The organism is Candidatus Gastranaerophilales bacterium, assembly GCA_028696075.1.
Taxonomy (GTDB): Bacteria; Cyanobacteriota; Vampirovibrionia; order Gastranaerophilales; family JAILCC01; genus JAQVHS01.
On sequence record JAQVHS010000006.1, the window covers coordinates 46,890 to 69,342 of the forward strand.

Annotated in this window: 20 protein-coding genes; 17 read left to right on the forward strand and 3 right to left on the reverse strand. The window is 37.7% G+C overall.

The genetic code is table 11. The features are described 5' to 3' along the window. The 7 genes from flgC (at position 1) to PHX18_05450 (ending at position 6,835) form a co-directional block, all read left to right on the forward strand. The gene (gene flgC / locus PHX18_05420; GenBank protein ID MDD3594049.1) at positions 1–444 is read left to right on the forward strand and encodes a flagellar basal body rod protein FlgC; all 444 of its coding nucleotides are present in this window, start codon (positions 1–3) and stop codon (positions 442–444) included. Between the two features lie 82 nt (positions 445–526). Next, entirely contained in the window at positions 527–1,054 is a 528-nt protein-coding gene (locus PHX18_05425) for a lytic transglycosylase domain-containing protein (GenBank protein MDD3594050.1), read from the forward strand. A 12-nt stretch (positions 1,055–1,066) separates the two neighbouring features. Further along, positions 1,067–1,396: a flagellar hook-basal body complex protein FliE gene (gene fliE / locus PHX18_05430; protein MDD3594051.1), complete on the forward strand. Its 330-nt coding sequence runs from the start codon at positions 1,067–1,069 to the stop codon at positions 1,394–1,396. A 53-nt stretch (positions 1,397–1,449) separates the two neighbouring features. Next, positions 1,450–3,084 carry a flagellar M-ring protein FliF C-terminal domain-containing protein gene (locus PHX18_05435; protein MDD3594052.1) on the forward strand — a complete coding sequence of 545 codons (1,635 nt, stop codon included), beginning with the start codon at positions 1,450–1,452 and terminating at the stop codon, positions 3,082–3,084. Positions 3,085–3,086: 2 nt separating this feature from the next. After that, the gene (locus PHX18_05440) at positions 3,087–4,043 is read left to right on the forward strand and encodes a hypothetical protein (protein ID MDD3594053.1); all 957 of its coding nucleotides are present in this window, start codon (positions 3,087–3,089) and stop codon (positions 4,041–4,043) included. A gap of 2 nt (positions 4,044–4,045) precedes the next feature. Beyond that, positions 4,046–4,723, forward strand: a complete 678-nt coding sequence (locus tag PHX18_05445) for a FliH/SctL family protein (protein MDD3594054.1) — start codon at positions 4,046–4,048, stop codon at positions 4,721–4,723. A 3-nt stretch (positions 4,724–4,726) separates the two neighbouring features. Beyond that, on the forward strand, positions 4,727–6,835 hold the full coding sequence (locus tag PHX18_05450; protein MDD3594055.1) for a flagellar biosynthesis protein FlhA: 2,109 nt from the start codon (positions 4,727–4,729) through the stop codon (positions 6,833–6,835). A 2-nt stretch (positions 6,836–6,837) separates the two neighbouring features. Here PHX18_05450 and hemW read toward each other — a convergent pair whose 3' ends face one another. Next, a complete protein-coding gene (gene hemW, locus PHX18_05455; protein ID MDD3594056.1) occupies positions 6,838–7,950 on the reverse strand; it encodes a radical SAM family heme chaperone HemW in 1,113 nt (370 codons plus the stop codon). Between the two features lie 236 nt (positions 7,951–8,186). Here hemW and dnaN point away from each other — a divergent pair, with 236 nt between their 5' ends. The 3 genes from dnaN (at position 8,187) to PHX18_05470 (ending at position 11,139) form a co-directional block, all read left to right on the forward strand. After that, on the forward strand, positions 8,187–9,311 hold the full coding sequence (gene dnaN / locus PHX18_05460; protein MDD3594057.1) for a DNA polymerase III subunit beta: 1,125 nt from the start codon (positions 8,187–8,189) through the stop codon (positions 9,309–9,311). After that, positions 9,308–10,396: a DNA replication/repair protein RecF gene (gene recF, locus PHX18_05465; GenBank protein ID MDD3594058.1), complete on the forward strand. Its 1,089-nt coding sequence runs from the start codon at positions 9,308–9,310 to the stop codon at positions 10,394–10,396. Before dnaN ends, recF begins: the two co-directional genes overlap by 4 nt. Before the next feature lie 131 nt (positions 10,397–10,527). Further along, positions 10,528–11,139 carry a hypothetical protein gene (locus PHX18_05470; GenBank protein MDD3594059.1) on the forward strand — a complete coding sequence of 204 codons (612 nt, stop codon included), beginning with the start codon at positions 10,528–10,530 and terminating at the stop codon, positions 11,137–11,139. On the opposite strand, the gene PHX18_05475 is transcribed toward PHX18_05470, so the two are convergent. Together PHX18_05475 and PHX18_05480 are read right to left on the reverse strand one after the other, a co-directional pair. Next, positions 11,096–11,674, reverse strand: a complete 579-nt coding sequence (locus tag PHX18_05475) for a tetratricopeptide repeat protein (GenBank protein MDD3594060.1) — start codon at positions 11,672–11,674, stop codon at positions 11,096–11,098. The genes PHX18_05470 and PHX18_05475 overlap by 44 nt on opposite strands. 139 nt (positions 11,675–11,813) lie before the next feature. Beyond that, positions 11,814–12,431, reverse strand: a complete 618-nt coding sequence (locus tag PHX18_05480) for a DciA family protein (protein MDD3594061.1) — start codon at positions 12,429–12,431, stop codon at positions 11,814–11,816. Positions 12,432–12,501: 70 nt separating this feature from the next. Between PHX18_05480 and PHX18_05485 the strand changes: the two genes are divergently transcribed. The 7 genes from PHX18_05485 (at position 12,502) to serA (ending at position 22,076) form a co-directional block, all read left to right on the forward strand. Next, the gene (locus PHX18_05485; GenBank protein ID MDD3594062.1) at positions 12,502–13,653 is read left to right on the forward strand and encodes an iron-containing alcohol dehydrogenase; all 1,152 of its coding nucleotides are present in this window, start codon (positions 12,502–12,504) and stop codon (positions 13,651–13,653) included. Positions 13,654–13,752: 99 nt separating this feature from the next. Beyond that, the gene (locus PHX18_05490; protein MDD3594063.1) at positions 13,753–15,066 is read left to right on the forward strand and encodes a TolC family protein; all 1,314 of its coding nucleotides are present in this window, start codon (positions 13,753–13,755) and stop codon (positions 15,064–15,066) included. Continuing rightward, positions 15,050–18,145 carry a CusA/CzcA family heavy metal efflux RND transporter gene (locus tag PHX18_05495; GenBank protein ID MDD3594064.1) on the forward strand — a complete coding sequence of 1,032 codons (3,096 nt, stop codon included), beginning with the start codon at positions 15,050–15,052 and terminating at the stop codon, positions 18,143–18,145. The genes PHX18_05490 and PHX18_05495 overlap by 17 nt, the downstream gene beginning before the upstream one ends. Beyond that, a complete protein-coding gene (locus tag PHX18_05500; GenBank protein ID MDD3594065.1) occupies positions 18,132–19,325 on the forward strand; it encodes an efflux RND transporter periplasmic adaptor subunit in 1,194 nt (397 codons plus the stop codon). The genes PHX18_05495 and PHX18_05500 overlap by 14 nt, the downstream gene beginning before the upstream one ends. A gap of 24 nt (positions 19,326–19,349) precedes the next feature. Next, positions 19,350–19,892, forward strand: a complete 543-nt coding sequence (locus PHX18_05505) for a sugar O-acetyltransferase (GenBank protein ID MDD3594066.1) — start codon at positions 19,350–19,352, stop codon at positions 19,890–19,892. Positions 19,893–19,957: 65 nt separating this feature from the next. Continuing rightward, a complete protein-coding gene (locus PHX18_05510) occupies positions 19,958–20,338 on the forward strand; it encodes a DUF4870 domain-containing protein (GenBank protein MDD3594067.1) in 381 nt (126 codons plus the stop codon). Positions 20,339–20,429: 91 nt separating this feature from the next. Beyond that, positions 20,430–22,076, forward strand: a complete 1,647-nt coding sequence (gene serA, locus PHX18_05515) for a phosphoglycerate dehydrogenase (protein MDD3594068.1) — start codon at positions 20,430–20,432, stop codon at positions 22,074–22,076. The last annotated feature ends 377 nt before the right edge of the window (positions 22,077–22,453 follow it).

Consider the following 22,453-nt stretch of genomic DNA (forward strand, 5'->3'; position numbering starts at 1 on the left):
ATGGGATTAATGGATGCTTTTAACATAGGTGCGCAAGGTTTAAGCGCTCACGCTCACAGGCTTGATATTCATGCGAAAAACATTGCCAATATCGATACGCCGAATTATGTAAGAAAAATTCCCGTACTGATTGCGCAGGATGATATTTCTTTTTCGGGTCTTATGAACTATATGAAAGACAGCGTATTCAGAAGCGGCACGGTTCCGTTTACTGGCGGCGGGGTAGTGTTTAACGGTGTGGTTGAAGATACAACCCCCGGAGATATTATCTACAAACCCGGACATCCTGATGCTGATGCCAACGGATATATAAGAACCTCCAACGTTAATCCTCTTGTGGATATGGCTGATGCTCAAATGACTTCAAGAGCTTACGAAGCGAGTCTGGCGGTCGTCAATATCACAAAAGCAATGGCACAGCGTGCAGTAGAGATAGGAAAGTAAAGAATTAGTTTAAAAGGGTAAGGTTGAAATGTTTAGTCCTAAAATTCAAAGTTTAATAAATTCCAGCTCAGAAATGTCGGCGATGAAACGGGTTGTTGAACTTGAAACCATGGTTGAGCAAAAAACAAAAACCGTTGATACTCAAACAACAAAACCCTCAAAATTTTCAGACGTACTGCAAATGGTTCCGCCCGTAGAATTCAAATATCAAATTCAGGAACCTCAAAAAATAACCCGTTCCGATATTGCCCAAATGGTACAAAAAGCAGCGTCAAGCGCAGGAATAGACCCAAAACTTATAATGTCTGTAATAAAACAAGAATCAGGTTTTAACCCGAATGCAATTTCAAAAGCAGGCGCGCAGGGCTTGATGCAGCTAATGCCCGCTACCGCTAAGTCTTTAGGCGTTACAAATGCATTTAACCCTCAGGAAAACATTGAAGGCGGGGTTAAGTATCTGAAAGGACTTTTGGATAGATTTAACGGCAACAAAATTTTAGCCCTTGCCGCCTACAATGCAGGACCTAATGCCGTTACAAAATACAACGGCATTCCGCCCTATGCGGAAACGCAAAATTACGTTAAAAGTATTTTAAAAAATTATTTATAAAGGAGGCAGCTGATGGATAAAATGTTCCCAAAAATCAACTTAATATCTTCAATAAACGACTCTAAGCTGAATGTCAACCAAGAGCCTGTTCGTTTTGATGAAATAAATTCCGACGATAAAATTGTAAGTTTTTCAGACACAATGGTAAATATGACCAAAAGCCTTAATAACGTTGCAAATTCACCCGACACTGCCATGCAGGATATGTTGACAGGCAACGGCGCGGATATTCATGATGTTATGATGGCTATTTCAAAAGCCGAAATGAGCGTAACTGTTGCTACACAAATTACGACAAAAGTCGTCCAAGCGTATGAAAAGATTATGGCAATTCAGGTGTAGAATGTATAATATAAAATTAGTAGTAATGTAACTACAAAGGAAGTATAAAGAAAATGGATTTTCAAAAATTACTGCAAAACAAAAATCTTATGATAGCTCTGGTAGTTACTGTTGCGGTTATTTTGGTTGCCGGTTTTTTCTTTTCGCTGACATCAGGGGGTAAAGGTTCCGATAAAGTAAATATTGACCCTAAAGATAACGAAAAACTCGGAAAACCGACAGAACTTTTGACTTCCGACAACACAGGCAAAATTCTTGAAATAGAAGCGCTGCTCGCTAAACACAGAATTGAAACCGAAAGAGATTCTTCAGGCGGTTCAAAAGTAAAATTATTCCTGAAAAAAGATTGCACAAGAAAACAACGGGATGAAGCGCTGCTTTTAGTAGTTCAAAGCGGTCTTGCCGATGCTAATATCGGACTTGAAGTTTTTGACAAAGGCGATTTTACCTCAACAAAAGACGATAAGAGAATTCGTCTTGCCCGTGCTATTAACGGCGAACTTTCCCGTTTAATCAGAAAAATCAAACCCGTAGAAAACGCTTCCGTATTTATTTCCATTCCGGAGCCTACAATTTTTACAAGTTTACAAAAACCTACCACCGCAACAGTGCAGCTGGTTTTGCCTGTAGGCGATAAACTTTCAAAAGATAAAATAAGAGCTGTAACAAACCTTCTTTTAGGCAGTATTTCAGGGCTTGAACTCGACAATATTTCCATTACTGATACAAACGGCAATGTATATTCAAGCATAGCAGGGGCGGACGATGACACCTTAGCAAAAATAGAAGAAAATGATGAATACATGAAAGCAAAAGTTCAAACCCAGCTTGATAAATTACTTGGCAAAGGAAACTACGTAGTAACCGTAAGCACTTATTTAAGACAAGCGCCCATAGAGCGCAACAGTATAATTTATGACCCAAACAGAAACGTTGTTGTAAGCCAGCAAAAATTCAGCGAAAATCTTGGCGACAAAAATTCAGATAAAGGACAATTAACAGGCGCAACCAGCCTTTATCTTCCCGGCGGGCTGCCTCAGGCGGCTTCTTCCAATCAAAACAGAAATTATTCAAGAACAGCCGAAGAAATGCAGTACGGAGCAACTAAAACCCAGGTGGCAGAATATTTAAAACCCGGAATGATAGAAGATATCTCAATAGCCGTAACCATTGAAAATAACGCTATTCCCGAAACTATCACTCCCGATGAACTAAAAGAATTAATAGCAAGCGCTGCCAGTCCGAAAGTGAATGCGGAAAATGTCGAGATAGTTTTTGCAGACAGCGTACGCCCAACCCTTGCCGGAGATAAAGCAGTTAACCTGCCCGCACCCGAAGGCAGCGGCAACCCTTGGTGGACTATTGCGGTATTATTATTTGGCGGTTTAATCGTAGGGTTAATAACTCTTTCTAAAAAAATCAGCGCCGCCAAAAATGTTCAGGAGCGCCAAATACAAGAGTTAAAAGAATTAAATGCGCTTCAAGACAACCAGCTTCAAGCCGTAAATCAAAGAGCCCAAATTCTTTTAGCACAACAAGAACAATTGCAACAATCATTAAATAGCGTAAGGCAGCCTGTACAAGTAGAAGTACCCCGGGTAGAAACCCTTGTTCAGGATATTCACGAAACTGCCGACGATGAAGAACTTGCAATTCAATTAAAAAGCTGGATAGAACAAGTTGATTAATTATGTTATCAGAAGCAAACACACCACAAGCCATAGAATCTTTTGCACAAAATCTTGCTACGCAGGCTAAAGACGCCTTTCCGCAAGATTTACCGCAAGAAGTACAGCAGTTCATATCAAATACCATTTATGAATTTGTCAAAATGGCGGCAGAAGCGCTCAGCGGCGACACGAATACAAACTATAGCGATGAGCAGGCTGTTTTTATATGCCAGTCTATCGGCGAATGGATGTTTCATAAAGGTATTGACAACTACAGGAACTCTATAGCCTCCGAAGATTGGGCAAATGTTCTTCAGCAGATTGCATCTGTTGTATTTGAAGTAGCAAAAGAAATTACGACGGGTATTGATACACAGGAACTTGTCGGCAAAATAGAACAGTATGTTCAGCAAACATACAAAAATATTCTGGAACAGCTGGCTTTAGCCGGAAAACTTCAAAAAAGCGTAGAAGAAGCCTCAAGTCAGTCTAATCTCAACGAATACATAGAACAAATAAATCATGACAGGGTTATGTCTCCGCAGGAAGAAGAACGTGAATTAAGGTTTATGACCATGGCAATGTATTTTAAATCACTGCCCCCGGACAAAGTGGAAAAAATGGTTACCGCGCTGAGCGCTGATGATAAAAAACACATTTTGACATATATGACTATGGACAATCTCGAACAAATGGTAGACCCTGTTTTATACAGCCAATATCTGGAAAAATTCCACAATTCCATACCAAATGCCGAAAACAAAAAGAAGAAAAAAATTACATTTGCTAATTTAAAAAGTCTTTTACAAGAAACAACCCCTCAAAAAATAGCCCAAATAACCGCTTATGAAAGAGAAAATGTTAAGAATTTCTTAATACGCCTACAAAATGGTAGAATAAATCCTGATGAGGAAGATGTATTTTCACCTCAGGTATTAGAACTTATAACCAAACATTTAATCCAAAAAGTGCAGTAGTAATGATTATTAAGAAAAAAAGAAAAAGCAACGATGACGACAATAAGCCTAAAAGCTCTGCCGCTGCCGAACTGACAGAATCTCAAAACAACATTGTATTTGAAACATTAAGCGATATATCAGACAGGCAGGAGCGCAGAAGGGGTGACAGGAGAAGAGGGTACCGCCGTATCGAAGACAGGAGCCTTGTTTCACGTGCGCAGGAAGAGGCTAATTTAATAAAAGAAAAAGCAAAAAAAGAAGGTATTCAAAAAGGCATTATTCTTGCCCAAAATGAAATAACCGAACTGAAAAAAGCTGTGCAGTCAATTATGGACGTAAAAAGAAAAGCATATGAAACTTATCAAAATGATATTGCTTTTATAGCGCTTGACGTTGCCCAAAAAATTCTGCAAAAAGAAGTTCAAGAAAATCCCGCAACCATCATTAATATTGTAAATAATGTAATTAAAGAAATATCAAAAGACGAAAATCGTATCACTATTATCGTAAATCCTATAGACAAAGACATTTTAATCAATGAATTGAATAAACAGGAGTCAAGAGTTAAAATGTGTGTAGAAACCGACACAAAAATAGAACAGGGAAGCTGCAGGGTAATCACCCAAAGCGGACAAATTGACGCTGCTTTTTCAACACAGTTGCAAATAATTAAAAAAGCGTTTGAGGAAGGGTTATAACATATGGCAAAAGGAGGTGCATTATCAACATTGCCGATGAGTGAGTTTGTACTTGCTGTATTTGTGCTGTCGTTGATTTTGATTTTGCTGGTTGAACTGCCGACTTTTATGGTGGATATTTGTATTTCTTTAAATATTACCTTAGGGGTAGTTTTGCTGATGATATCCCTTTTTGTACAAAAACCGCTTGAACTTGCATCTTTCCCGTCTATTATCCTTATCGGAACAATGTTTAGGCTGGTTTTAGGTATAGCCTCCACAAGGTTAATTTTAGCCAGAGGTGAAGCAGGAGAAGCTATCCATGCGTTCGGTACTTTTGTAACAGCCGGCAATATGGTTGTAGGCGCGGTTATATTTATTATCATTACAATCGTACAGTTTTTGGTAATTACAAAAGGCGCGGAAAGAATAGCAGAAGTTGCGGCAAGGTTTGCGCTGGACGCAATGCCCGGGAAACAGATGACTATTGATGCAGATTTTAACGCAGGGTTAATTTCACCGGAAGAAGCCGTCACAAAACGTGAAGACCTGCAAAGAGAATCCTCTCTTTTCGGTTCTATGGACGGCGCTATGAAGTTCGTAAAAGGTGATACCATAGCAGGTATTATTATTGTTGTAATCAACATTATAGGCGGTTTAGCCGTAGGGATGGGGATGAACGGGATGGAACTGGCTGATGCAGTACAAAAATATACCGTTCTTACCATCGGCGACGGTCTGTCTACGCAGCTGCCTTCATTATTAATGGCAATATCAAGCGGCATCGTAATGACCCGTTCTACCGCTGCAAGCTCCAGTTTAGGCAGAGACCTTGTTATTCAAATCTTAAATAAACCTTTCAGCTTGTTTTATGCTGCGGGATTTTTGGTATTAATTTCCGTAACAAGCCACTGGACAGGGCTGCCGGGCTGGTTTTTCTTTATATTTGCAATAATTTTAGCCGCAGGCGGTTTATCTATGCTTGTATCTCAAGACGTTCAGGCTCAAATCGGACAGCTTGAAAATGTGAAACAAAACATGCAAAACCTTGTTAACCCTAACAAAATGTATGAAAGACTAGGAGTTGATGTGCTTGCCCTACAGGTCGGCACGGGTTTAATAGCAATAGCAGACCCTGAGCAGGAAGGACAACTTCTGCCGAAAATCGCGGCTTTAAGACAAAGAGTAACCGACGAATTAGGATTTATCATTCCTAATATCCGTATTATGGACTCCACTGCCGTGGGTGAATATGAATACCTGATTGCAATAAGAGGCAATACAGTTGCAACCGGCGAAGTGTATCCCGGCAGATTTATGGTTATAGCAGACCAATGGGATGAAACAGGACTGCAGTTACCTCAAAATGTTGTTACATCAACAGACCCCACATACCAAACTCAAGCTTACTGGCTGCTTCCGCAGGATATCCCGCAAGATGTACAGCTTACATACGTTGACCCTACAGATGCGATTGTTACCCATTTGCAGGATTGTGTAAGAAAATACGTTGATGAAATTATGACCAAAACAGACGTACTAAAATTGATGGAACTTGTAAAAGCGCAAGACCCGACTTTGGTTAACGACCTTGTTCCGGCAATTATATCAACCAGTGATTTAAGAAAGATTTTTGTAAACCTTATCAAAGAAAATGTTTCTATATTAGACATTGTATATGTGTTTGAAAGACTTTGCGACTATGCAAGGTTTTCAAAAGAGCCTGATATTTTATCGGAACGTTTAAGAGCCGCTTTAGGGCGTCAAATTTGTTTAAGGCACTCAAACGAACATAGCGTGTTATATGCCGTAACTTTATCTCAGGAATGGGAAAAAATTCTTGATGACAGCTGCCAAAGAACAGAGCTTGGAACAATGTTCCTGCTAAACCCCATGCAGGTTCAGGAGCTTATTGAAACAACCGCTTCAACACTTATAAGAGCACACCAGCATATAGGTTCGCAGCCAGTGTTGCTTTGTTCTCCAAGAATAAGACTGCCGCTGTTCCAGTTGCTTGAAAGACACATTCCGACGGTTGTTGTTATTTCATACAGCGAGCTTATAACCGATATAAGAGTAGAAGCGGTAGACACTATAGGCGAAGCGGAAACAGACTATGATTATTCAATGTAGTTTTACAAAAACTCACTTATAACGCTGTTGCTAAGCAAAAATCCTTTTGTTGTTAAAAACACCCTGTCTTTTGCGACTTTCATTAAATCAAGTTCGACTAATTTTTCTATTTGTTTTTTGTAGTCCTGCATAAAATCTTTACCGAATTTTTCGTTAAACGCTTTGATATCTATACCTTTTTTAAGCCTGAAGCCCAAAAAAATACTTTCTTCTAATTCGTCACCTTTGGTTATTTTTCGTTCTGTTATTTTGGTCAAAGGATTGTTAATATACATCTCCAAATCAATCTCATTGGAATATCTTGTTTTGTTCATATAAGAATGTGCCGCCAACCCGAAACCATAATATTCTTTTGCTTCCCAATAACAGTTATTATGCTTCGATTCAAAACCTTTTTTGGCAAAGTTGCTTATTTCATAGTGTTCAAAACCTGCTTGAGTAAGCTCATCAACTATCTTGAGATAAAATTCCTCCTGTTTATCATCATCCGGTAAATTATCCGGCATATTTGAATAAAAAGCGCAGCCCTCTTCTATTTTTAGCCCGTAAGTCGAAACATGATTAATATCGAGGCTTTTTATTATATCTAAATCTCTTTGCAAAATTTCCATAGTTTGATTTGGCAGTCCGTACATTAAATCAACGCTTATATTATTAAAGCCGCAATCTTTCAGGGCTTCTACTGTTTCTGTTGTTTGCTTTGCATTATGTTTTCTGCCCAAATTTTTTAAAATATCGTCGTTAAAAGTTTGAGAGCCGACGCTTATTCTGTTTATACCCAAACGTTTTAACTCTTTAAAATATTTTGCGCTTGAGATTGCCGGGTTTATTTCTGTTGTTATTTCTGCATTTTCTGCTATATTAAACGCTGAATTTAATGCTGTTATTATATTTTTAAAATTTTCTATTTCAAGTATATTGGGCGTTCCGCCGCCAAAATATACCGTTTTAATAATGTTTTTTTTGTTTGAAAAATATTTTATTTCTTTAATCAAGCTGTTTATGTAATCTTTTTCTTTGTTTTTGTGTCCGTCAAAAGACACAAACGAGCAATAATTGCACTTTTGCAGACAAAAAGGTATGTGAATATAAATATTTTCTATCATATTGCCCATTGTTTAAAACCTGTAGAAAACCTGTTCAAAACCATGGTGGTTTTTAAAAGTTGTTGAAAAATTGTCGGTTGTTTAAAAGTTATTGAAAGTTTTATACTTTTTCATGACAGTTTCTTTACATACAAAAGTCTTTATCAACAACTCTTTTCGAGGTTTTCTACAAAAATTTGTTTCTCTACTACTACTATATATTATTTTATTTTATAATAAAATATAATAAAGAAGGAGAGAGTGTTATGGAATTTATCATTCAAAAAGAAAGTGTTATAGATTTTTTAAGATTAACTGAACATATATCAGCAATCAGAGGAATACAACCTGTATTATCAAATGTTTTTATTAAAGCTGTTAAAAATGAAATAATTTTAAAAAGTACCGACCTTGATTTAGGCACTATAATTTATATTGAAGCAAATGTTGAAAAAGAAGGCGAAATAACCCTTCCTGCAAAAAAATTAAGTGATTTGATTTCAAGATTTCCGGATAAAGAAATCAAATTCTCTCTTAACTCAACAACAAATGTAACTTCAATAACCTGCGCCAATTCTAAATTCGACCTTTTAGGTATCAGCGCATCAGAATTTCCTCAAATAGTTGATGAAAAAGAAGTCGAAGAAAATAAAGAAAGAATTACCATAGAAATTGAACCCTTTATTAAATCAATTAAACTGACTTCTTATTCAACAATAAACTATGAATCAAACAATGTCTTAAGCGGAGTTTTATGCTCTATAAGTGATAAACATTTAGAACTTGTATCGACTGACGGCAACAGATTATCAAGGGTTGTGGAAAAAATTGAAAGCGCATTGGATAAAGAATTTTCGACAATTATTCCATCTAAAACACTCAACGAATTTGTAAGGATGGCGGCTCTTTTTGATGAAAAAACAGTTGATATTATTAAAAAAGACAGCCAGGTTATATTCAAGTTTAAAAAAGCTATTTTGGTTTCCCGTGTTATAGAAGGTCAATACCCCAAGTATAAACAGCTTATCCCTGAAAATAACCAAAAATTCGCTATAGTATCAAAAGAAGATTTGATAAACGCACTTGAGCGTACGGCTTTGATAGCTGAAGGAAGAACCAACATAGTTAAAATGACTTTTGAAAATAATCAGCTTATGCTCGAAGCCGATAATCCGGAAGTCGGTGATTGTGTTGATTTAATAGATGTGAAGTATGACAGTGAAAAACTAAGAATAGCTTTTAATTACAAATATTTGCTTGAAGCCCTTAAATATTTTGAAACACCGTTGGTTAAGTTTGAACTTAATACCCCTTTATCGGCTACTTTGGTTAAACCTAATTCATCAGAAAATTATCTGGCGCTTATAATGCCTGTTCAAATAAGAGAATGATTTTAAAAACACTGAAAATTTTAAACTTTAGAAACTATGATGAGCTTCAAATTGATTTTGACAAAAATAAAACCATCATAGTAGGCAGCAACGCCCGGGGTAAGACTAATATCCTTGAAGGCGTATATTATTTATCCTCATTGTCATCTTTTAGAACAAGCAATGACAAAGAGATGATAAAGTTTGATAAAGATTTTTTCAGGATAAGAGGAGAGATTTTTAAAAATGATACCGATATTTCGATTGAAGTTTGGTTGAACCCGCCGCGCAAAAAAATTCTGAAAGTTAACGATATCAAAAAAACAAAATCTAAAGAATTTCAAAACATAATAAACACCGTAAAATTCACAGTAGATGACCTTCTTTTAGTCAGAGGGACGCCAAAGGACAGAAGAAGCTGGCTTGATAGCGCTATATGTCAGGTTTATGGCGGTTATTACGACAGGTTGTTAAAGTATAACCGTATAAAAGACCAAAAAAACAACCTGCTTAGAAAAATAAAAGCTTGTGCTGTAAGCAGTTATGAAGATATTTTGAACGTATTTGACGAACAGCTTATAAACAGCGGTTCTAATATAATTTATTTGAGAAAAAAATACATAAAAGAAATTGCGCCAAGGGCAAAAGAATTTCACAAAAATATTTCTGAAGGGAAAGAAGAGCTTGATATTTTTTATATTTCATCGATAGAGCCGGAAAGCGTAGAAGATATAGCGGAAAATTTTAAACAAAAGACCAAAGAGCGCAGACAGGAAGAAATAATAAGGGCAAAAACACTTGTTGGTCCTCATCGTGATGATATCGGATTTTGTATAAATTCGAATAATGCCCTTAGTTTTTCATCGCAAGGTCAGCAAAGAACCATAGTTCTGTCATTAAAGCTTGCCGAACTTAAGATTATTGAAGAAAAAATAAACGAAAAACCAATTCTTTTGCTGGATGATGTTTTGGCTGAACTTGATAAAGAGCGTCAAAAATTTCTGCTTGATGCTATTGAAAATGATATTCAATCAATAATTACAACAGTTGATGTGAATAACTTTGAGCCTGAATTTTTAGAAGGTGTGAAAGTGATAAATATTTAATAAAATCCGCTGAAGAGGGGAAGCTGAGAAGCTGAGAGTAGGTTTAAGAGGTGAAGAGGTTATTTTGCCGTCATTGCGAAAATGCGCAAGCATTTGAAGCAATCCATAGGAAAGAAACTAAGCGTGAGGGGATGAGATTAGGTTTAGGAGGTGAAAAGGTGAAGAGATTAAGAGTTCATCGCAGGCTTTTCGCAGCGCATCGGCTTACGCATTTGCTCCTGTGGGTATTGAGCCTATACTCACTTGCAATCCGCAAGCTCGAGGCTCAATTATCCTACGTCGCCATAGAAAGGTTTCGCCTTACAAAGCCTTGCCCTTCGGCAAGCCTTTTCAGGCTTCACACACTGCTTACGCATTTTTCCGCCTGTGCAATCATTGAAAGCAAAATTGCTATCGCAATTTGTTTCAATGTAGATTGCTTCGCTACGCAACGGCGGTGGTATTATGCTTGCTACAAAGCCTGCTCATCGCAGGCTTTTCGCAGCGCATCGGCTTACGCAATTGCTCCTGTGGGTATTGAGCCTATACTCACTTGCAATCCGCAAGCTCGAGGCTCAATTATCCTACGTCGCCGTAGAAAGGTTTCGCCTTACAAAGCCCTGCCCTTTGGCAAGCCTTTTCAGGCTTCACACACTGCTTACGCAAAAAAAAAGAGTTTCAATTTTGAAACTCATATTTATCTGGCTTATTATATATTTTTTAAAATAAAAGTCTTAGATTGGTTTGACTTGATTGTTTTTTAGACTTACGGTTTGAGTTAATCTTGTGCATATAGCAGGATTTGAGATAATCTACATTGTCTGAAGGCAATGTTTTTGCCGCGGTTTCAAGAGTTGTTTGAGCTTCTTCATAACGATTTAAGGTACAAAGCAGAGAAATTTTTTGGTCAAACAACGAACACAACTGGTCGTCATCCAGTTTTGACGAATTTTCAAAAGCTAAATTGCAGCTGTCCAAGGCTTCTTGTGTTTTGCCTAAAATATCAAGCACATAGGCTTTTGAGCCGTAAGCTTGAGGCGAGTAGGGGTTTGATTTAATAGCGTTTTCATAAGCGTTTAAAGCTTCCCGTTCGTCTTTCCCGTGCAAAAGCCTGATATCCCCTATCAAAAGATGTGCTTTTGTGTGGGTTTTATCAAGCTCTACCACCTTATTTAATAATGTTAATGATTGGTTGTAATTTTTCAAATAAAACAAATCGCACGCTTCTCTGAAAGATTTTTCAGCGTTGATGTTAAAAACTTTTTTAACCCTCTTTATACTGTTGGTAGTATTTTCCACCTTTTTCCCCAAATGTGATGTTTTCTTGAATAAAAAAATAATAACATTTTTCATCACAACGGGCATTAGCGAGTTGTATACTAACTTTTAAAACCCTCAAACCCCATGTTACGTAAGGTATTTGGCTTTTGAGCCGTTATTAAGAAAGGTTAAGCTCTTTTAAGCAGACAGGACAGATTTTTTTTTCGTTAAATTCCTGTATACTCATTACCCTGCCGCACTTTTCGCATACGGGAAAGCCTTTTGCTTTCATCCATTTTTGGGTCTTTAAATCCTTTATTATAAAATCAAACACTTTTTGTTTTTTTGTTTCGTCAAATGCGGTTTGTTTTTCTAAAGATTGTTTGATTTTAGCGATTTCTTCTTCATCAAGAACAACCCCGCCCAATTCTTCATCCGTCGGTTTTATGTTGTAAACCTCCTGTAGTTTAGAAGGTTTGTATTTATTGGAATTAATTTTTGGCGCTTGTGCCGTTGAAAAAACAAGGTTATCTATTTTTATGGCAAATTTAGCCTGAACTTTTTCTATAAGCTGCTTTTTAAAAAAAGATAATTCCTGAATAACTGCGCTTGAAGAAGCTGTTATTTTCAAGGTGGTTTTGTTATATTTTGTAGAAATATCCTCAACAAACGTCTTACCTTTATACCTGTTGCCGGTTATTGCATCCCAGTATTCAACAAGCTGTGCAAAATTACTGTTTTTGTAATTTTGAGAGGTTTTTAGAATATCTTTAATGCTGAAAATATCTTCTTTCATTTTATTATCTTAACATTAAAGCCTGCAAATATGATAATATAATTTTAGAAAATGATATTGGAGAAACCGAATGAACAATTTTGATTTTTGCTGCCCTACAAGAGTGGTTTTTGGCAAAGACACCATTTCAAGCCTCAAGGAATTAATAAGACCCGATGAAAAGGTTTTGATAACATACGGCGGCGGCTCGATAAAAAAGAACGGAGTTTACGACCAGGTTAAAAAAGCGCTTGAAGACTATAATATAATTGAATTTGGAGGGATTGAACCTAATCCGACCTATGAGACCTGTATGCGGGCCGTTGAGATTGTAAAAAAAGAAAATATAACGTTTATATTAGCTGTAGGGGGTGGTTCTGTGCTTGACGGTACAAAATTCATCGCAGCCGCTTCAAAATTTGGCGGTGAGCCATGGGATATTCTGGAAAAACAAGCCCCGACAACTTCTGCCATACCGTTAGGCAGTGTCATTACTCTTCCTGCAACAGGTTCAGAGATGAACTGCGGCGCTGTAATATCTAGAAAAGCAACCGATGAAAAACTTGCTTTTCATTCGCCTTACACTTTTCCCCGATTTTCAATCATTGACCCTCAAACAACCTTTTCACTGCCTGAGCGCCAAACCATAAACGGTATTGTAGACACTTTTGTCCATGTAATGGAGCAGTATGCCACTTATGATGTAAATACACCGCTGCAGGATGAATGGGCGTTCGGGATTATAAAAACCCTGATGAGAGAAGCGCCAAAAGTGCTTAAAAACCCAACCGATTATGATGCTCGTGCAAATATATTCTGGTGTGCGACAACGGGTTTAAACTACTGGATTTCTACAGGCGCTGTCCAAGATTGGTCAACGCATATGATAGGACATGAATTAACGGCATTCTACGGGCTTGACCATGGGAAAACCCTTGCTATTGTAATGCCGAAATTGTGGAAAAACCAAAAACAAAACAAACTCGACAAATTGGCTAAAATGGCAAAAGAAGTTTACGGCGCAACTCAAACCGACGAAAATGAACTTGCTGATATTACTATTGAAAAAACAGAAGCCTTCTTTAATTCCATAGGACAAAAAACAAAATTATCGGATTACGGCATAGATTCAAAAGAAGCCGCCGAAAAAATCAGAGAAAGATTTAAAGAAAGAGGCACTGTTTTGGGCGAAAGAGGCGTTATTGACGCTGATGTAGCCCATGATATCGTTGCAGACTGTTAATGCCCCTGAAAGTCAATAAAATCAATTAAAAAAACGTTATATTTTCAAATAAAATTTTATAGTAAAATAAATTATCGGAAGAGCATAGAAGAATATGCCATGCTAAAAAAAATAGCGACATTTGTAATAATATACTTGAGTTTATGCACAACAGGCTATGCCATTGAAGATGCGAAAAAAATAAACCTGGATGAAGCTGTTAAAATCACTCTGGAGAACAACCTTGATTTAAAAGCGGCAAAGATTAACATCTCTATAGCCAAAAATAATATAAAAATGGCAAACCGGCTGCAAAATCCCGATGTAAATTTATTCTATAACCTTGGTAAAGCAGGCGCGGGAAACCCTCAACAAATAGGTTTAAGCGAAACTATTGAAATAGCAAAACGCTCTGCCAGAAAAAATCTTGCAAAATCTAACTTTGAGCTTGAAAAAGAAAAAGTTGAATTTACAAGCTTTGATTTAAAAATGGCGGTAAGGGAAGCGTATGTTAATTTAATGTCGGCGAAATCCGTTTTGACAGCGTTGAAAGAACAGCAAAAACTCCTGGAAGACCTTAAAAATATTGCTAAAAAAAGGGTGGAAGCGGGTGCAGCGCCGGAAATTGACCTGCTGCAAGCCCAAATTGCCCTCAATCAAATGACAACACAGGTTAATACGGCGCAGGTCAATGTAAAAACCGCAGCGATGGAGTTTAACAAAATAATTAATGCCAAAAACGAGAATGCGATTGTTTATGACAGCAATGACGGTAATCTTTGGGAGCAAAAAACTTTTGCAATGCTTTTAACACCAAACCCTGCGGAAAATCTGCCTTTGTTTGATAATATTGTGAAAGACACTCTTAAAAACCGCTTCGATTTAAAAATCGCAAAAAACGAAATAGATGTTGCTAAAAAAAACCTTATTTTAATCGGAAGACAACGTATCCCCGATTTAGCCTTAATCGGCGGATATGCCTATCAACCTGATAGTATGTCTGATGACGGAACGTTTAAAACAGGCGCTTATGCGGGTGCAAGTTTGGTAAATTTGCCTTTGTTATACAGCTACAGGCCTGAAATTAAAAATGCTAAACTTCAATTAGAGCAGGCTGATTTAAAATATACTTCTGTGGAAAATAAGGCTGTAAAAGACTTAAAAAGCTCTTATGAAAAATTTGTAACGGCAAAAATGAACCTTAATTATTACAATGACAATCTTTTAAAAAATTCCGAAGAGCTGGTAAAAATTTCTAAAAGAAGCTACGAGGTCGGTAAATCAAACTTAACGTCGCTTATCGTAATGGAACAATCATATAAATCAATAATACTTGGTTATAATTATGCTTTGGCAGAATATTACAACTGTTGGATTGATTTTTTGAGAGATGTAAACACCGAGGAGTTTGATTTTAATGAAAAAAAGGTTTAATCGTTTAATCAAACTGGCTGTTAACAAACAGCTTGTGTTTATAGCTCTTGCCGTTTTATTACTTTTAACGGGTATTTATTGCCTGAAAAATCTTGATGTAGAAGCATATCCCGATTTTACCAGTCCCATGGTGCAGGTTATTACACAAATGCCGGGCAAGAGCGCCGAGGATATAGAGCGGCTTGCTACAATACCTTTGGAAAAGGAGTTAAACGGAATTCCACATGAGAAAAAACTTTATTCCATTTCGTTGTTCGGGCTTTCGGTTATAAAGGTTGTTTTTGATGACGGATTGCCTTCGTCGTTAATACGCCAGCAGGTTTTAGAGCGGATTTATCAAACCGATTTACCCGAAGGGGTCAAGCCCTCACTTGGACCTGATGCCTCTGCAATTGGTGAAATTTACCGATATACTTTGGAGTCTGATTATTATAACCCGATGACACTGAAAGCTGTTGAAGATTGGCAAATGGAAAAACTTTTTAAACAGGTTCCGGGCGTTATCAGCGTAAACAGTTTTGGCGGTCCGATTAAGACTTACAGCGTTACTTTAGACCATGAAAAAGTCCGTTTTTATAATCTTGATGTTGGTGAAATTTTTGACGCTATTAAAGCTTCCAATTCCACAGCAGGCGGGCATTATATTTCCAATAACGACCAGGCTTATATAGTGAGAGGGCTGGGGTTATATTCTAATATTCAAAGTATCGAAAATACGGTCATAAATTCAAAAAGCGGTATCCCCATCAGAGTAAAAGACGTTGCAAAAGTTGAAATAAAACCATCTGTGAGAATAGGGCAGGTCGGTAAAAATTATAACGATGATGCGGTTGAGGGCATTGTTTTAATGAGAAAAGGCGAAAACCCTACAGAGGTTATTAAAAACCTTCAGAAAAAACTGCCAGAAATCAAAGCCCAGCTGCCCAAAGGCATTCATTTAGTGCCTTTTTATGAAAGAAGTGAACTTATTAATAATACAATGCATACAATCGGGCATAATGTGGTCTTGGGTATAGTATTTGTAATTATTGTGCTTTTTGCTTTTATTTTGGACTTGCGTATTACTTTAATAGCTTCTTTGGTTATTCCTCTTTCGTTGAGTTTTGCATTTTTAATGTTTAAGCTTTTTAATATTCCGGCAAACCTTTTGAGTATGGGCGCTGTAGACTTCGGTATCATTGTTGACGGTGCTGTCATACTTATGGAAAATGTTTTCCGCGCTTTAACGTCTTATAAAGGTGAAATGACCCGTGAAAAAAAAGAAAGTATTATTTACAAAGCGGTCAGAGAAGTTGCAAATGTCATAGTGTTTTCGACATTAATCATATTATGCTGTTTTATGCCGATTTTTGCATTTGATTCTGTTGCCGGCAAGTTGTTTCATCCGTTGGCATTTACAATGGGATTTTGTTTGATTGGCGCTGTGTTGGCGGCTGTTTTTCTTTTGCCGCCGATCGCTGTAGTACTGATTCCTGATAAAAATCTGGTTGAAAAAGAAAACAAAATGATGGCAAAATTAACCGCTCTTTATAAAACAGCGTTAGAAAAAGTTTTTCTGCACCCTAAAAAATTTATTACGGCGACAGCAGCTATGTTTGCGAGTGCTGTTTTGATTTTCTGTTGTTTTTTGGGTTCGGAATTTTTGCCAAACCTTGATGAAGGCAATATTTGGCTCAGGGTAACGGTTTTGCCCAGAAGCTCAACAATTGCCCATTCTGTAGATATTGCACGTCAGGTAAGAGAGATTTTGCTTGAATATGACGAAGTAAAAAACGTTATTTCCCATGTAGGCTCGGCGGATGACGGTACAGACCCAAATTTGCTCAGTAATATTGAAAATATGGTAGATTTAAAACTGGCTAAAGACTGGCGCCGCAAGTGGCACAAGGATAAACATAAACTTATTAATGATATGTCCGCAAAACTTGAGCAAATCCCCGGCATAACAACCTATTTTACCCAGTATATTCAAGATAATGTGGAAGAAGCCGTTTCGGGTTCAAAAGGTCAGGTTGTTTTGAAAATTTACGGCAATGACCTTTATGAATTGCAAAAGCTGCAGGATAAAGGGATAGGGCTTTTAGCAGGAGTTAAAGGTGTTGTGGACTTGTCTTATGACCAAATTATCGGTCAGCCCCAGTATCAAATTAAAGTTGACAGAGTAAAAGCAGGGCGATACGGGCTTCGCAGCGATGATATCCAAAAGGTTATAGAAGTGGCAATCGGCGGCAAAAATGCCACACAGGTTATTGAAAACGAAAAACGATTTGATGTCTTTGTTCGTCTTGAACAAAAAGACAGGTCATCTTTAAACAAAGTACAAAATGTTATAGTAAAAACCCCCGAAGGTATTTCCGTTCCCTTGAGCAATGTAACGGAAATAACCACTGATAACGGAGCTATGATTATCACAAGGAGTGAAAACTCGCGGGTGGGGATTATAAGATTTAATATAAGGGGTCGTGATTTAGGCTCTACAGTGAAAGAAGCCCAAAAAGTTTTTGCCAAAGAAATGAAACTGCCTGAAGGTTACCAAATGAAATGGGCGGGACAATCCGAAAGCCAAAAGACAACAAATACCCGTCTGGCGGTTATTTTACCGTTTACATTGCTGGTTATTGCCGTTATTTTGCATATTAATTACAAACGCTGGCGGTATGTTTTGATAGGAATGTCAACAATAATAGTAACTTTGAGCGGATGTATCTTTGCTTTGTTTGTTACAAAAACATATTTTTCAATTTCCGCAGGAGTAGGCTTAATCGCTGCTATAGGCGTTTCTATTCAAAACGGTGTTATTTTACTTTCATCTATTATCAGGCAGCAAAAAATTATTCACGACAAAACCGAGGCACTAATGCATGGTGCGCTGCAAAAACTTCGTCCTGTACTTACGGCTTCTTTGGTTGCTATTTTAGGGCTTTTGCCTGCCGCTCTTTCAAACGGGATAGGCGCCCAAAGCCAAAAACCGTTTGCTATAGCAATTATTGGTGGACTGTCTGTCGGCACGGTTTTTACCATATTTTTGATACCATTGTTATTTAAAATTACCAAGGAGGAAACACATGAAGTTTCTTAAAATATTCATAATGCTAATGCTGTGCATAACCACGGCAGCTTGCGGCATAAAGGAAAATACCGTAAAAAACGGACCTAAGACAATAGTTTTAACGGATATTCAGGAGCAGAATGCAAAAATTAAAACAGAGCCGCTGCAAGAGCGTGCAATTGAACTCAGAATAACCATCCCCGCCCAATTCAAGGCTCAAAATCAATTGATTGAAAAGATTTATGCTCCGATAGACGGCAAAATCGAAGCGGTATTTGCAGAGCCGGGACAGATTGTAAAAAAAGGACAGCCTGTGGTAAAAATTAAATCCGACGAAATCGGACAAATTCAGCTTGAATTTTTGGAAAAGGTTATGGATATTGACGCTTCTATAAATGAAATGAAGGCACAATACGAACTTTCAAGACAGAGTTTTAACAGAGAAAGCACCCTTTATAAGGAAAAAATCTCTTCAAAAGCAGAATATGAAATTGCTTACGCTCAAATGAAAAAAGACGAAGCAAATTTTAGCGCTCTTAAAACAAAACGAAACGCATTAATTCAGGTTTACCGCCAACGTTTGGCTGTTTACGGCGGCAGTTTGGCTTCTGTATTAAATACAAGACAAATTTACCCTTACGTTACTTTAAATGCAGGTAAAAACGGTATTTTGCTTGAAAGAAAAATTAACCCCGGTGAAATTGTGGCAAAGGATAAAGAAATGTTTAATCTTGCTGATTTATCGAGTATTTGGCTTGTCGGCTATGCTTTTGAGAAAGACTCGCCTTATTTAAAAGCAGGACAAAAAGTTACCGGAACTTTAGAGGAAACCAAGGATAAAACGATTAACGGGGTGCTTTCTTATGTTTCGCCAATTTTGGATAATACGACCAAAACGCTTGAAGTAAGAGCAGATATTTCAAATAAAGATAATTCCATTAAACCCAATATGTATGCGGAAATGTTTGTTAATACCGGTATTGCTACCATTCCCGCTATTTTAAACGATGCCGTTGAAAAATACGGAGATTACTTTTTTGTTTATGTCAAAGTAAACCCAAATATTTATGAAGAAAGAAAAGTTACAATAGGCAAGAAAAATGATACTTACAGCGAAATTTTGTCAGGTGTAAATCTCGGCGAAGAGGTTGTTACATCAGGCTCCTTTTCTTTGCTTGGCGAAAGTATTAAACAGCAGGAACAAAATTAAACAAAAAATGCTATAATCATTTTTATGAAAACTCAAAAAGAAAAAATGCTCGCAGGAGAACTATATATACCTTTTGATACAGACCTTACGGCTATGCGGTCGGCTTGCAGGGCTGTTTTTCGTGAATATAACGCCAAACCTTCGCCCGAACTTTTAGAGAAACTTTTTAACAAAAAGCTTAAAAATGTTCATGTAGAACCACCTTTTTATTGCGATTACGGGTTAAACATTACTCTTGGCGAAAATGTTTATATGAACTTCAACTGTATAATTTTAGATTGTGCCGAGGTAAAAATCGGGGATAATACGCTTTTGGCGCCCAATGTGCAGATTTATACCGCGGCACATCCTTTGGATGTTCAAACCCGCAATTCGGGAAAAGAGTTTGCCAAACCCGTAACCATAGGGAAAAATTGCTGGATTGGCGGCGGCGCTGTGATTTTACCGGGCGTTACAATAGGAGATAACTGCACAATAGGGGCAGGGAGCGTAGTTACAAAGGATATTCCGCCAAGTACACTGGCTGTGGGCAACCCGTGCAAAGTTATCAAATATTTGAATATTTAATAACTTGTATTTTTGCAAAATAGGCATTACTATTATTTTACATATGTTAAGTTTTGAAAGGTAAAATGATGACAAACGAAGAACAAAATAATGCGCAAGCCGAATTACTGTTAAAATTTAAAGATGAACATGAAAAAACATTAGTAATGGTAGTAGTTATTTTAAGTATTGTGGTGGGTTTTTTGCCGTCTTTAATTATCTGGTTTTTGCAAAAAGACCAATTGTCTTCCTCGGCACAACAGTTGATTTTAAACCTCTTGAACTTCGAACTTACGCTTTTATTATGTTCCCTGATAACCTTTGTTCCTTTTTTGGGTTGGATTATAAGCGCTTTATTGCTGCCTGCTATTTGGATATTTAATTTGCTTATTTGTTTGTTGTTATTATCTTCAATATCAAAAAACAGGCTCTTTAAAATTTCTTTTATGTTGGAATTAATTAAATAAAATCCTATAAATAGCAAGCCGATTTTTCCCTTGTACAAGTATTTTTTTGTGCAAGAATTAGATTATGAAATATATTATCAAGGGGGCTGCTATGTCGAAAATATCAACTGCAAACGAAATTAACAAACCGGCGGGGGCTGCTATGCCAAAAGTTTTAATCACAGACAAAATCAACAAATCAGCGGGCGACATTCTTAAAGGTGTTGCACAGGTGGATTTTATCGAAACCTTAAGCGAAGATGAATTAGCCAAAATTATAGGCGATTATGACGGTTTAATGATTAGGAGTCAAACCAAAGTAACCGATAAAATTATTCAGGCTGCAAAAAACATGAAAATTGTGGGCAGAGCAGGCGTGGGCGTAGATAACGTTAACCTTGATGAAGCGACAAAAGCGGGTATAATAGTGGTTAATTCGCCCGATGGCAATACAACGGCAGCAGCAGAGCATACAGTAGCTTTAATGTTGGCTATGGCTCGCCATATCCCTGCGGCGGCAGCTACAACCAAAGAAGGCAAATGGGAACGCTCTAAATATACAGGGGTTGAACTTTTCAAAAAAACTTTAGGTATTATAGGACTTGGCAAAATCGGTTCGCATGTCGCAAAAGCAGCATTGGGACTGGGCATGAGTGTTCTTGTTTATGACCCTTTTGCGTCTGAAGAAATAATTGAGGCAACCGGCGCAAAACAGGTAAAAACTTTAGACGAGCTTTGGGGTGTTTGTGATTTTATTACGGTGCATGTACCGAAGACAAAAGACACCTTGAATTTGATTAATAAAGACACTATCGCCAAAATGAAAGACGGCGTCAGAATTATAAACTGTGCGAGAGGCGGCATAGTGAACGAACAAGATTTGAAAGAAGCACTTGAATCCAAAAAGGTTGCCGCAGCAGCCATAGACGTATTTACCGCAGAGCCTTTAGATAACGGCAATCCTCTTTTGCACTGCGACGGGGATTTAATTTTAACCCCCCATTTAGGCGCAAGCACGGAAGAAGCTCAAATTAATGTCGCTATTGACGTAGCCGAACAGATAAGAGATGTTTTAAGCGGGTTAAATGCGACCAGTGCAGTCAACAGCCCTTCTTTAAGAGCCGAAAAGCTTGAGCCTGTTAAAGAATACATGAATATCGCAGAAAATCTGGGTCTTTTATTGGGTCAAATTGCAAAAGGCGCCGTTAAAGAAGTAAAAATAGCCGCAAGAGGCACTTTATCAACTCTTGATATAGCACCTTTAAAAGTTGCTGTGCTAAAAGGGATTTTATCTCACAGCATGGAAAATGTTAATTATGTCAACGCCCCTTTAATAGCTAAAAACAGAGGCATAGAAGTTTCAGAAACCAAAGCAGAACAATCCTGTTCTTACTTAGGGTTATTAAGTATCAAAGTTACGACGGAACAAGGGTCTTATATTGCGGCAGGTGCGCTTGGAGCAGACGGAAGCTCCAGAATAGTTAAATTTAACGGTTATGATACAAACATTGAGCCTGCGGAACATATTTTACTTGCGCCTCACATTAATAAACCGGGTATGGTAGCAGGCGTTGCGACGATTTTGGGTGAAAAAAATGTCAACATAAGTATGATGCAGGTGGCACGAAAAGACAAAGAGCTTAATAGTGAATCTTTAATGATTATAAACGCGGACTCGCCTGTTGAAGATGAGGTATTGCACCAAATTAATGCGCTTGACGGCGTTTTCAACGCTACTTACGTACATTTAAAGCCATAACCCGCAAACCCTCATGGCTTCCCAGCTTCCCCGCTTCTTTCCTATGGATTGCTTCAAATGCTTGCGCATTTTCGCAATGACGGCAAAATCACCTCTTCACCTCTTAAACCCAATCCCAGCTTCCCAGCTTCTCAACTTCCCAGCTGCTTTCCTATGGATTGCTTCAAATGCTTGCGCATTTTCGCAATGACGGCAAAATAACCTCTTCAACTCTTAAACCCAATCCCAGCTTCCCAGCTTCTCAACTTCCCAGCTGCTTTCCTATGGATTGCTTCAAATGCTTACACATTTTCGCAATGACGGCAAAATAACCTCTTCAACTCTTAAACCCAATCCCAGCTTCCCAGCTGCCTAGCTGCTCAGCTTCTTCCCCCGGA